General features: G+C 29.0%; 17 protein-coding genes and 1 tRNA gene. 8 read left to right on the top strand and 10 right to left on the bottom strand.

Annotated features, from left to right (window positions below):
• Nucleotides 1-8: 8 nt before the first annotated feature.
• The 4 genes from HGB55_RS05915 to pdxA all read right to left on the bottom strand — a co-directional run bounded on the left by HGB55_RS05915 (nt 9) and on the right by pdxA (nt 3,027).
• A complete protein-coding gene (locus tag HGB55_RS05915) occupies nt 9-1,004 on the bottom strand; it encodes a beta-ketoacyl-ACP synthase III (RefSeq protein ID WP_168815596.1) in 996 nt (331 codons plus the stop codon).
• A 152-nt stretch (nt 1,005-1,156) separates the two neighbouring features.
• Nucleotides 1,157-1,351: a 50S ribosomal protein L32 gene (gene rpmF, locus HGB55_RS05910; protein WP_168815594.1), complete on the bottom strand. Its 195-nt coding sequence runs from the start codon at nt 1,349-1,351 to the stop codon at nt 1,157-1,159.
• On the bottom strand, nt 1,338-1,904 hold the full coding sequence (locus tag HGB55_RS05905) for a DUF177 domain-containing protein (RefSeq protein WP_168815592.1): 567 nt from the start codon (nt 1,902-1,904) through the stop codon (nt 1,338-1,340). Before HGB55_RS05905 ends, rpmF begins: the two co-directional genes overlap by 14 nt.
• Nucleotides 1,905-1,983: 79 nt before the next feature.
• Complete coding sequence (gene pdxA, locus HGB55_RS05900; RefSeq protein WP_168815590.1) at nt 1,984-3,027, bottom strand: 4-hydroxythreonine-4-phosphate dehydrogenase PdxA; 1,044 nt, start codon at nt 3,025-3,027, stop codon at nt 1,984-1,986.
• Between the two features lie 62 nt (nt 3,028-3,089).
• Between pdxA and HGB55_RS05895 the strand changes: the two genes are divergently transcribed.
• Entirely contained in the window at nt 3,090-3,674 is a 585-nt protein-coding gene (locus HGB55_RS05895) for a riboflavin synthase (protein ID WP_168815589.1), read from the top strand.
• Here HGB55_RS05895 and HGB55_RS05890 read toward each other — a convergent pair whose 3' ends face one another.
• Nucleotides 3,675-3,854 (bottom strand): PID-CTERM protein-sorting domain-containing protein, encoded by a 180-nt coding sequence (locus HGB55_RS05890; RefSeq protein WP_168815587.1) that lies wholly within the window; start codon nt 3,852-3,854, stop codon nt 3,675-3,677. It abuts the gene before it with no gap.
• Nucleotides 3,855-4,085: 231 nt separating this feature from the next.
• Nucleotides 4,086-4,159, bottom strand: a tRNA-Ile gene (locus HGB55_RS05885).
• A 101-nt stretch (nt 4,160-4,260) separates the two neighbouring features.
• Here HGB55_RS05885 and HGB55_RS05880 point away from each other — a divergent pair.
• Nucleotides 4,261-4,779 carry a hypothetical protein gene (locus HGB55_RS05880; protein WP_168815585.1) on the top strand — a complete coding sequence of 173 codons (519 nt, stop codon included), beginning with the start codon at nt 4,261-4,263 and terminating at the stop codon, nt 4,777-4,779.
• Here the strand turns inward: HGB55_RS05880 and HGB55_RS05875 are convergent.
• Both HGB55_RS05875 and HGB55_RS05870 read right to left on the bottom strand, forming a co-directional pair.
• Nucleotides 4,763-4,939 (bottom strand): hypothetical protein, encoded by a 177-nt coding sequence (locus HGB55_RS05875; protein ID WP_168815583.1) that lies wholly within the window; start codon nt 4,937-4,939, stop codon nt 4,763-4,765. The genes HGB55_RS05880 and HGB55_RS05875 overlap by 17 nt on opposite strands.
• A gap of 170 nt (nt 4,940-5,109) precedes the next feature.
• On the bottom strand, nt 5,110-6,081 hold the full coding sequence (locus HGB55_RS05870) for a polyprenyl synthetase family protein (protein ID WP_168815581.1): 972 nt from the start codon (nt 6,079-6,081) through the stop codon (nt 5,110-5,112).
• Nucleotides 6,082-6,219: 138 nt separating this feature from the next.
• On the opposite strand from HGB55_RS05870, the gene HGB55_RS05865 reads away from it, so the two are divergent.
• Both HGB55_RS05865 and HGB55_RS05860 read left to right on the top strand, forming a co-directional pair.
• A complete protein-coding gene (locus HGB55_RS05865; protein WP_168815579.1) occupies nt 6,220-6,690 on the top strand; it encodes a regulatory protein RecX in 471 nt (156 codons plus the stop codon).
• Nucleotides 6,691-6,786: 96 nt separating this feature from the next.
• Nucleotides 6,787-7,146, top strand: coding sequence for a toxin-antitoxin system YwqK family antitoxin (locus HGB55_RS05860; protein ID WP_168815577.1), 360 nt, complete (start codon nt 6,787-6,789; stop codon nt 7,144-7,146).
• Here HGB55_RS05860 and HGB55_RS05855 read toward each other — a convergent pair.
• A complete protein-coding gene (locus HGB55_RS05855) occupies nt 7,143-7,670 on the bottom strand; it encodes a nuclear transport factor 2 family protein (RefSeq protein WP_168815575.1) in 528 nt (175 codons plus the stop codon). The two genes, HGB55_RS05860 and HGB55_RS05855, sit on opposite strands and share 4 nt — an antisense overlap.
• 3 nt (nt 7,671-7,673) lie before the next feature.
• Nucleotides 7,674-8,273 carry a hypothetical protein gene (locus HGB55_RS05850; protein ID WP_168815573.1) on the bottom strand — a complete coding sequence of 200 codons (600 nt, stop codon included), beginning with the start codon at nt 8,271-8,273 and terminating at the stop codon, nt 7,674-7,676.
• Between the two features lie 138 nt (nt 8,274-8,411).
• Between HGB55_RS05850 and HGB55_RS05845 the strand changes: the two genes are divergently transcribed.
• The 4 genes from HGB55_RS05845 (at nt 8,412) to HGB55_RS05830 (ending at nt 12,080) form a co-directional block, all read left to right on the top strand.
• Nucleotides 8,412-9,368 (top strand): NAD-dependent epimerase/dehydratase family protein, encoded by a 957-nt coding sequence (locus tag HGB55_RS05845; protein ID WP_168815571.1) that lies wholly within the window; start codon nt 8,412-8,414, stop codon nt 9,366-9,368.
• Between the two features lie 369 nt (nt 9,369-9,737).
• Entirely contained in the window at nt 9,738-10,145 is a 408-nt protein-coding gene (gene mce, locus HGB55_RS05840) for a methylmalonyl-CoA epimerase (protein WP_168815569.1), read from the top strand.
• Between the two features lie 16 nt (nt 10,146-10,161).
• Nucleotides 10,162-11,721, top strand: a complete 1,560-nt coding sequence (locus HGB55_RS05835) for an acyl-CoA carboxylase subunit beta (protein WP_168815567.1) — start codon at nt 10,162-10,164, stop codon at nt 11,719-11,721.
• Nucleotides 11,721-12,080, top strand: coding sequence for an OadG family protein (locus HGB55_RS05830; protein ID WP_168815565.1), 360 nt, complete (start codon nt 11,721-11,723; stop codon nt 12,078-12,080). Before HGB55_RS05835 ends, HGB55_RS05830 begins: the two co-directional genes overlap by 1 nt.

Raw genomic sequence — 12,080 nt, 5'->3', positions numbered from 1 at the left:
TTAATTTATTAAGAATTATATGCCCATTTGAAATAGATTGATCCCCAAGTGAAACCACCTCCAAATGCTGCAAAAATTATAGTATCTCCTTTTTTAAGTTGTTTTTCGTAATCTGCTAAAAGTAATGGTAATGTTGCTGAAGTAGTATTACCATAATTTTGAATGTTCATCATTACTTTTGAACTTTCGAGTTCTATTCTGTTAGCTGTAGCCTCAATAATGCGCTTATTTGCTTGATGAGCTGCTAACCAATTAATATTATCTTTAGTTATCTTGTTTCTTTCTAAAATTTTTACTGTTGCATCGGCCATATTAAATACAGCATTTTTAAAAACTGTTTTTCCATCTTGAAAAACAAAATTTTCTCTTTTATCAATTGCTTCCTTTGTTACCGGATACATTGAACCACTAGCTTTAACCTGTAAAAATTCTCTCCCGGAACCATCGCTTCTTAAATACTCGTCTTGTAGCCCCAAACCTTCTTCATTTGGCTCAAATAAAACTGCTCCTGCTCCATCTCCAAAAATTATACATGTAGCTCTGTCCGTATAATCAATCATAGAAGAACATTTATCGGCACCAATTAAAAGTACTTTTTTATACCTGCCAGACTCAATGTAACTAGCGGCTACTGACATTCCATATAAAAAACTTGAACATGCTGCTTCTAAATCAAACCCAAATGCATTTGTTGCTCCAATTTGATTTGCGACATATACAGAGGTTGCAGCAGCTTGCATATCGGGTGTTGCGGTGGCAACTATAACAAGTTCAATTTCTTTCGGATCTAAATGTTTCTTTTCGATTAATTGCTGAGCAGCTTTTATAGCCATGTATGAAGTACCCTTACCTTCTCCTTTTAAAATTCTTCGTTCTTTAATACCTGTTCTAGTAGTAATCCATTCATCATTTGTATCTACCATTTTCTCCAACATCGCATTTGTTAAAACGTCTTCAGGAACATATTTTCCAACGGCTGTTATTGCTGCGGTAATTTTAGTCATAAGTTGTTTTTCTTTTAGTAAAAAAAGAGGCTCAAAGTAATGAAATTTATTTTGATTTTTTAATGAAAATCGTCACTTTTTAGTCAATTTTAAGTCAAAAAATAAAAAAAACCCTCAAAATGAGAGTTTTTATGTTTTTTTAACTTGTAATATTAAGCTTGAGTTTCTTCAGAATCAATTACAATTTGCCCTTTATAATAAAGTTTACCTTCATGCCAGTGTGCTCTATGATATAAATGAGCTTCTCCAGTTGTTGGATCTACAGCTACTTGAGGAGCAACTGCTTTGTAATGAGTTCTTCTTTTATCTCTTCTGGTTTTTGATATTTTTCTTTTAGGATGTGCCATTACTCTTATTTTTATCTATTAGTATATCTTTTAATTTATTCCACCTTGGATCAATTTCCTTAGTATTTTCTTCTTCCTGTTCTTGTTCTTCTTTTATTTCAAATTCTTTTAATTTTTCTAATATGTCGGAGTGCAAAGTTCCATCTTCAACTCCCGGATGAATTCTTTTTAATGGAACTGCTAAAACAATAGCCTCATATATATATTGAGCTATATTGATTTTAAATTCTGAATGAGGAATTATTAATAATTCTTCATTCTCATCATTAAATTCATTACCAAACTTTACAATTAACTCAATGTTAGATTTTATTGGTTGTTTATAGAGCTCATTAGTAAGATCACATGCAACTTCTACCCAACCATTAAAATCAAAGTTTAATTCAAACATTGTAGTCTTTTTTAAAAAAGACAAATCAACTTTTACATTTGAATTATAAAACTCATCATATTCAAAAAAATCAAAGAACAGTTTCTCAATTTTATATTCAAATTGATGCATTCCTTCTTTTAAACCTATAAAAGATATATCAAATTCTTTTAAATCTTTCATATAGAACTTCAATTTGAGCGTGCAAAGATATAAAATTATAAATTTATTTTAAACAATAAATTTTGAAAAATTACTGTTTTTATTTTTGATGTGTTATTTTTAAAGTGTTTTCAGTCAAACTTTTATATTCTGTTCTGGTTTTAAAAATTTGAATTCCGGTAAAAACAGCTTCTTTAAACGAGTTTATATTCGCTTTATCTTTTCCGGCTAAATCGTATGCTGTTCCATGATCCGGTGAAGTTCTTACTTCATCTAAGCCTGCTGTATAATTAACCCCTTCACCAAAAGACAACGTTTTGAACGGTGCTAATCCTTGATCGTGATACATAGCTAATATGGCATCAAAATTTTTGTAATTCTCTGAACCAAAAAAACTATCGGCGGCATAAGGTCCGTAAACTAATTTTCCTGTATCTTGTATTTCAGCAATTGTTGGTCTAATAATTTCATCATCTTCTTTTCCTATAACACCATTATCGCCACAATGTGGATTTAATCCTAAAATTGCTATTTTAGGCTTTGGAATTGCAAAATCTTGAACAAGTGTTTTATGTAAAATACGTACTTTTTTCTTAATTAAATTAGGTGTAATTGCTTTTGGCACTTTAGAAACCGGAATATGACCTGTTATTAAGCCTACTCTTAAACTGTCAGTCATTAAAATCATTAAACTTTCACCTTTAACTTTAGATTCTAAATATTCGGTATGGCCGGGAAATTTAAATTCTTCAGACTGAATATTATCTTTATTAATTGGCGCCGTTACCAAAACATCAATCTCTTTTTTCACCAAAGAATTTGTAGCAGCTTCCAATGATTTAAAAGCGTATTTTCCCGAAATTTCAGTAGGCTTTCCTATTTCAACATTAATGTCTTCTTTCCAAAGATTCAAAATATTTATTTTACCATGTATTGCTTTGTCAATATTTTTAATTCCGTTATATGGTATATTTAAGTTTAAATTTTTTTTATAAGATGTAATCAGCTTTGTACTTCCAAAAATAATTGGTGTGCAAAAGTCTAGCATCCTTTTATCTAAAAATGTTTTCAAGATGATTTCTATACCAATACCATTAAAATCTCCAATAGAAATTCCCAGTTTTATTTTTTCAGATTTATTCATAAATAAGGTTTATTATGCTTAATTTTGAGACATCAAAAGTAATCAATTAAATTGAGAAAATTATGTTTACAGGTATAATAGAAAGTTTAGGTACAGTTAAAAATATTGTTAAAGAAGGTGAAAATATACATATTACGATTGAAAGTGATTTTACTTCAGAATTAAAAGTTGACCAAAGTATCGCTCACGATGGCGTTTGCTTAACCATTGTAAATATTAATAATAAAGAATATACTGTAACTGCAATTAAAGAAACTTTAGATAAATCAAACTTAAAACATTTAACTATTGGCAGTAAAATAAATTTAGAACGAGCAATGATTTTAGGGGCCAGGTTAGATGGACACATTGTTCAGGGTCATGTAGATCAAACAGCTGTTTGCACCAATATTATTGAAGAAGATGGCAGCTGGGTATTTAGTTTTAAATATGACAGTTCTTATAACAATATAACTATTGAAAAAGGATCTATAACAGTTAATGGAACAAGTTTAACCGTTGTAAATTCTAAAAAGAATAGCTTTTCTGTAGCTATAATTCCTTACACCTACGAGTACACTAATTTTCACACTTTTAAAATTGGAACCGAAGTTAATTTAGAGTTTGATGTTATAGGAAAATATGTAGCGAGATTATTAGAAAAATAATTATTTTCTTCTTTTTAACGTGTAAACTCCAAAAGCTATACCTGAAATAAGTAAATAAATAATATTTCCATCTATTGGAACCGGAAGACCTACAGGCGGCGGTGGCACTTGGGCAACTACTGTAACACAAAAAAACAGCAAGCAAAAACTTGCTAAATAAGTATATTTTTGTATTTTCATTTTTTGGGGTTGATTACAATAACTTATTGAAAATTAAAAAATTACCAATTAAAATTATGCTTTTTTAATACGTCATTAAATTTATGCTTAATTTTTAAAAAACGAAACAAAAAAGCAAGAATTTAATAGTCTGCAGTTTAAATCAGCTAAAAAATCGCATCAAACGATGTTATGAAATTCTATTAAATATAAAAAAAGTCTAGCAAGGTTTGTTAGACTTTTATAAACTTGTGGACCCAGAAGGGCTCGAACCTTCGACCCCCTGATTATGAGTCAGGTGCTCTAACCAGCTGAGCTATGGGTCCCTGAAACTGGACGCAAAAATACTATAATTTTATTTTACCTACAATATTTTTTTTGTAAAAAATTTCAGGAATATATTTTTATCTTAGCTAAAATACTTAATATGCACAAAACTATTTACTTATTGTTTCTATTTTTTTTAACAAATTCTAGTTTATGGTGTCAAAATTCTGAAACGGATAAGAAAACTTTTTTTGATGATGTGCGTTTTGGTGGTGGAGTAAATATTGGATTAGGAGATTCTCATTCCTCATTTTCTATTTCACCAAGTGCTATTTATGATTTTACGCCTGAATTTAGCGGAGGTTTAAGTTTTACTTATATGTACCTTAAAAATAAATCAACTATTGAGTCTACAACCAATCTTTATGGCGGAAGTATATTAGCATTGTACAAACCTGTGAGCTTTTTACAATTTTCTACAGAATATGAACAACTAAAGCTAAAGAAAAAATTTACTACTGAAGAAAATAATTCTACATGGCAATCTGCCTTTTATATTGGTATTGAGTATGTAACCGGTAATTTATCAATGGGTTTGCGTTATGATGTTTTATTTGATGAAAATGAGAATTTACTCTATTCATCTGGTTTATCTCCCATTTTTAGAGTGTATTTTTAAACCAAACCTTTTGATAAACTCTTTTTAAAATCAAAAAAGTAATTTGTTCAACTGTTTCGGTTAAATTATTGCCGGTTATTTTTGATAATTCTTTTTCTGAAACATCTATTCTGTATAATAAATTTAAATAGTTATCGTAATTATTTGTTATCAAATCCATTAAAATAATATCTAAAGAATTTTTAAGTGTAACAGGAGGTGTGTTTTTCTCAAAACTTATAGGTAAATGTACCTATTGAAAATCTTTATTTAATTGATTGATCAAATCATCATATAAATTTTCAACTTCAATTGTATTTAATAATTCTAAAGAATTGTTAGGTCTCAACATTAGATTGTACGCTTCATTAAACTTAATCCAAAATCTTTCAAAACAGTCTTATTAGCACTATCTATAGTAAGTTTATCTAAAACATCAAAAGCTTTGTTTGTATAAAGTTCTATTTCTTTCAATGTAATTTGAGGAATATTATTTCTTTCAAATATGTGTGTTACCTCTTCTATTTTTCTTTGATTTGATTTTTTGGTTTTATATAACGTCAATAACTTTTCTTTATCTGTTATATTGCAAACTTCAATCGTTTTTAAATACAAGTATGTTTTTTTATTTTCTGAAATATCGCCACCTATTTGCTTTCCAAAAAGTTTAGCATCGCCAAACGTGTCTAAATAATCATCTTGTAATTGAAATGCAATTCCCAGGTTTAACCCAAATTCATAAATTAAAGCTGCTTCATTTTCAGTAACATCGGCAATTATAGCTCCCATTTTCATCGCCGCCGCAACCAAAACCGACGTTTTATACGTTATCATTTTAGTATATTCTGAAATACTAACATCATTTCTATTTTCAAAATCAACATCCAATTGTTGTCCCTCACAAACTTCTATTGCTGTTTTATTAAATAATTGAAGTAGTTTTTTTAAGGTTGAAGGCTCATAATTTTCAAAACATTGATAGGCTAAAATCATCATAGCATCGCCCGATAAAATCCCGGTATTAATGTTCCACTTTTTATGTACTGTAGGCATACCTCTTCTTATTGGAGCGCTATCCATAATATCATCGTGTACTAATGTGAAATTATGAAAAACCTCAATTGCCAAAGCCGCGTTATAGGCTTGTTTAACTTCACCTTGAAACAAATCACAAATCATTAATGTTAAAACAGGGCGCAACCGCTTACCTCCTATTTGTAAAATATATTCAATAGGCTCATATAAATTGGTTGGTTCTTTAACTTTTATAATTTCAGTTAAATAATCTACAAACTGATTTTTATAAGTTTCAATACTATTCATTTAAATTAGATGTTTAAAATGTAAAAGTACATTTTTAGTCTATATTTTTATGAATAAACAAACTATAATCAAAAAAATAGTTCGTTAAATCTGTATAAATTTTAATTTAAGTTAAATTAAAATTTATACTTTTAATATGTGAAAAATCAAAAAACATATACAGTAGATGAAGCAACAAAAATTTTAGAAAATTACTGTGCCTACCAAGAACGATGTCATAAAGAAATAGAAAGTAAACTATATGATTTAAAAATGATTCCCGAAGCAAAAGAAAAAATAATACTTCACCTTTTAGATCATAATTTTTTAAATGAAGAGCGTTTTTCTAAAGCCTTTGCAAGAGGTAAATTTTATATGAAAAATTGGGGGAAAATTAAAATTAAAAACGAGCTTAAATTTAGAGACATTTCATCATACAATATTAATGTTGCCTTAAAAGAAATTGATGAGAACGATTATGTTAAAACCTTACAATCAATTGCTGAAAAAAAATTGGCAGTAATTAATGAAAAAAACATCTATAAAAAGAAACAAAAACTTATTACTTACCTTATCTCAAAAGGTTACGAAACAGACTTAATTTATAAAATCACCAATAATTTATTATAGATAAACCTTCTGTTTTAGTGATTATTATCATACTCTTTTAGCGTCAAATTTTATACTTTTATTATCAATTATTTTAGACTATATAATTTATTGATTATGAAAAATTTATTATTAACTTTTGTGACGTTATTTTCAACTTTTGTAGTATTTTCTCAAGAAAACGATATTAGAAAAATTGAAAAAAAAGGAGATTTATTAGAAGTTAAATTGTATTATGAAAACGGAAATATAATGCAACATGGCTTTTATACCGAAGATGGTAAATTACATGCAACTTGGGAAAGTTTTAATTTAGATGGAAGCAGAAAATGTATTGCTACTTATAACTATGGTGTAAAAGTTGGCACATGGACATATTGGAGTGAAAATAAAATAACTAAAATTGTTTACGACAATAATAACATTATAAGCATTGAAGAAACAGAACTTACCGAAAAAATTAAAAACACTTTTTAATTGCGTTTTTTTAATTTATTTAAAAAAATAGAATCTTTTTCTTTTTTCACTTTTATTACTTCATTAATATCTTCATTTGGAACAGTAACCGATAAAACATAATGTTCAATTTTCCATTGATCATCTTTTTTAATTAAAACACCCGAACCTCTGCAAATACCCATCCACGTATCTAACAATTCATCAAACCAAGCAAAATCACCTTCAGAATTTATATAAATATTACGCTGTACAGAAGTAAAATTCCATGCTTTTCCTCTAACAAAAAAAGGTTTACTAAAATCTTTAAACTCAGAATTTTTCCAATTCTCAGAAGCATCTGTTCCTATAAACACACTTTCTTTAGTCATAGCATTAAAATACTTTTCAAAATTAGTTTCAGCAGCATTTTTATGCCAATTATCTAAAACATCATTTATTGTATTTTTTTCAGCCGAAAAAGCAATTGTTTTTTCAACTTTTTGCTCTTTACAACAACTAATTAACACAATTAAAATAAAAAATAATACGCTTGTTTTTTTCATAAATTATTGTGTTTTTGATGACACTTTTCCTCTAAATTCTTTCTTTAATGGCTCCTTTTTTTCTTTCTCTAATTCAATAGGAGTTTCTGTATCAACCTCTAATGAATTTTGAATATCTTCGGCTTTATAAATTGTATTGATCTTGGAATTTAACGCCGAATAAACCTCTAAAATTTTTGTAACTTCTTCTTTAATTTCTTCATTTTTGATTGATGGTATTGTAGACATATCAACCAAACGCAAAGTTTCATTATGCAAAACATTAATACGAGCTGTAACATTTAATTGCTTTAATTTTTCAACTCTTACAGAGTCTTTCATCAATTTAACCAAATCCGATAGTTCCTGCGCATTATTAAGTGCCTCATAAGATGAAATGTTGTAATACTTCAATAAAAATTCATCAACATCATTATATTCTTTCCAATCTTTTAATGAAGTTTTCGCTTTAGGTATTAAAGTTTCTCCTAACGTATTTACAATACGATTAGAATTAACTTGAATTGTATCTTTTTTTTCAGAAACTTTCTCTATTTCCTTTTTTTGGTCACAAGAAAAATTTAGAAACAACACAATCAACAAAAAAACATATAAAAACTTCATACAAAAACTTATTGCTGTCAAAAATAGTAATAATTATACTGTTATATAAAAAAATGTTTCTTTGATATGGGAATTTATCATAAATATAAATTCAAAATTTAAGTATATTTGATAAATGATAAAATAAATTTTTATTTCATGAAAAAAAGCATATTAATAATTGGTGCTTGTGGCCAAATTGGAACTGAATTAACTCTAAAACTGCGTGAAATTAATGGCAAAAATAGTGTAATAGCTGCTGATATTAGAGAAGGTAACGAAGAGTTGATGCAATCCGGCCCATTTGAATCTATAAATGCTTTAGACTACCATAGTATTTTGTCTGTTATTGAAAAATATGCTATTACCGAAGTTTATTTAATGGCAGCAATGCTTTCCGCTACAGGAGAAAAATTTCCGGATAAAGCATGGGAATTAAATATGAATTCTCTTTTTAATGTTTTAAATTTAGCTAAGGAAGGTAAAATAAAAAAAGTTTTTTGGCCAAGTTCTATTGCCGTATTTGGACCTACTACTCCAAAAGAAAACACACCGCAAGAGACCATAATGGAACCTTCAACCGTTTACGGAATTAGCAAACAGGCCGGTGAACGTTGGTGTGAATATTATTTCAATAAATATGGTGTTGATGTTAGAAGTTTACGCTATCCGGGAATTATAAGCTGGAAAACCAATCCGGGTGGTGGCACAACTGATTATGCCGTAGAAATTTACCACAATGCGTTACTTTTAGGTAAATACGACTCCTTTTTAAATAAAGGTACTAAATTACCTATGATGTATATGGATGATGCTATTGATGCAACTATAAAAATAATGGATGCAAAACCTGAAGACATAAAAATACGTTCGTCATATAATTTAGCAGCAATGAGTTTTACTCCTGAAGAAATTGCTGAAGAAATTAGAACATTTATACCTGAATTTGAAATTTCTTATCATTCAGATTTCAGACAAAATATTGCAGATAGCTGGCCAAGAAGCATTGACGATTCTAGAGCAAGAGAAGATTGGGGATGGAAACATAAATTCGACCTAAAAAAAATGTCGAAAAATATGTTAAACAGTTTACATGCAAAATACGAAGAATTATAATTATCATTCAAAAATGTGTAAAACACTAAGATTCGTTATAAGTACCCTGTTATTAAAACACTTAAAGTTTATTATAAGCTCCCAGTAAAATTAATCCAAAATTTATTTAGTAAAGTACTGAAAACAAGCACTTTAAAATTAAACATCCCTGAAATATCTTTTTTTAATAAAGTTAATACCAGGATTGTCTTCTAAATTAAAAGGTCTTCAAAACTACTAAAACGTTTTAGTAGTTTAATCCAATATATGACATCTGTCATCTTTTTAAGAATTGCTATATTCTAATTTTGTTCTCTAACTTAAAATAATTAAAACTTCACACTCTTTTTAGAACTAATTGAGAGAATAAAATTTAAAAACATCCTAATTATGAATATATCTCATATTGAACACATTGGAATTGCAGTAGATAATTTAGAAGAATCAATTAAATACTATGAAAAAATCTTAGGGCTAAAATGCTACGCTATAGAAGAGGTTGTTGATCAAAAAGTGAAAACAGCCTTTTTTTTGGTAGGTACTACAAAAATTGAGTTATTGGAAAGTACTTCACCTGAAGGTCCTATAGGTAAGTTTATTGCTAAAAAAGGTCAAGGAATTCATCACATTGCTTTTGCTGTGAAAAATGCTACTGAAGCTTTAAAATTAGCAGAAAAACGTGGAGTAACACTAATTGACAAGGAATCACGCAAAGGAGCTGAAGGATTAGATATTGGTTTTCTTCATCCAAAATCAACAAATGGGGTACTTACAGAACTTTGCTCTAAACAAGAATAGCTAAATAAATATAATTATGGCAAATCAAGATAAAATTAATGAACTCATTGAAAAAAGAGTTCAAGCCAAACTAGGTGGAGGTGAAAAACGTATTGAATCACAACACGCTAAAGGAAAATTAACTGCTCGTGAACGAATAGAAATACTTTTAGACGAAGATAGTTTTGAAGAGTTTGATATGTTTGTAACTCACAGAACAAAATCTTTTGGACTAGATAAAGAAATTTATCTTTCTGATGGTGTTGTAACAGGACACGGAACAATTGATGGGAGAGTTGTTTACCTTTTCGCTCAAGACTTTACGGTATTTGGAGGTTCATTATCTGAAACTTATGCGATGAAAATATGTAAAATTATGGATATGGCAATGAAAATTGGAGTTCCGGTAATTGGTTTAAATGATTCTGGTGGAGCACGTATTCAAGAAGGAGTAAGATCATTAGCCGGTTATGCTGAAATTTTCCAAAGAAATATTATGGCTTCCGGTGTAATACCTCAAATTTCTTCAATTTTAGGACCTTGTGCCGGTGGAGCGGTTTATTCACCTGCTTTAACAGATTTTACAATTATGACAGATCAAACAAGTTATATGTTTGTAACCGGACCTAAAGTGGTGCAAACTGTAACTGGTGAAGTAGTAACTACTGAACAATTAGGTGGTGCTAACATACATTCAACAAGATCAGGTGTTTCACATTTCTTAGCAGAAAATGATGAAGAAAACTTATTATTAGTTCGTAAAATATTAAGTTACTTACCATCAAACAATTTAGAAGAAGCACCAATTATTACTTGTGATGATCCTATCGATAGATTAGAAGATGCGTTAAATGAAATAATTCCTGAAAACCCAAATCAACCTTATGATATTGTTGATGTAATTTCAATTATAACTGATAATGGAGAATTTACGGAAGTTCATAGAAATTATGCTAGAAACATTTGTGTAGGTTTTGCAAGATTTAATGGTCACCCTGTTGGTATTGTTGCCAATCAACCAAAATATTATGCTGGTGTATTAGATATTGAAGCATCAAGAAAAGCTGCGCGTTTTGTTCGTTTCTGTGATGCATTCAACATCCCAATTGTAACCCTTGTTGATGTACCTGGATTTTTACCTGGAACAGGACAAGAATATGGCGGAATTATTCTTCACGGAGCAAAATTATTATTTGCATACGGAGAAGCAACTGTTCCAAAAGTTACCATTACACTCCGTAAATCTTATGGTGGCGCACATGATGTAATGAGTTGTAAACAATTACGTGGAGACTTAAATTATGCTTGGCCAACAGCAGAAATTGCTGTTATGGGAGCTAAAGGAGCTGTTGAAGTTTTAGAAGGATCTAATATTAGAAAAATAGAAGATGCTGAAGAAAAACTAGATTATATAGAGCAAAAAGAGGATGAATACAATGCAAAATTTGCAAATCCTTATGTTGCTGCTAAATATGGTTTTATTGATGATGTTATTGAGCCTAGAAACACACGTTTCAGAATTATTAGAGCATTGCAATTACTTCAAAATAAAAAGGAAATAAATCCTCCTAAAAAACACTCAAACATACCTCTATAATGATGTTTCTACCTTTATTTACAGATCAAATTAGCGAAGGATACGTTATCTTGATTACAGGATTGATAATTGTTTTTAGCGCTTTAATTTTACTTTCATTATTCTTCAAATATGCATTACCAATTATGTTATACATATATAAAGTAATAACAAGAAGAAAAGATAAAAAAATTACCGAAATTTCATTAAAATCTGACCGCAATTTTACCGGTGAAATTGCTGCGGCAATTGGTGCTGCTGTTCATATGTATATGAATGAACAACACGATCACGAAAGCGCAATTTTAACAATTAAACAAGTTAAAAAAACATATTCACCTTGGAGTTCTAAAATTTATGGAACACATAATAGATTATAA

Source organism: Lutibacter sp. B1, assembly GCF_012524075.1.
Lineage (GTDB): Bacteria > Bacteroidota > Bacteroidia > Flavobacteriales > Flavobacteriaceae > Lutibacter.
The sequence above is the reverse complement of the archived record's forward strand: the minus strand, read 5'-3'. Positions and strand labels throughout refer to the sequence as shown.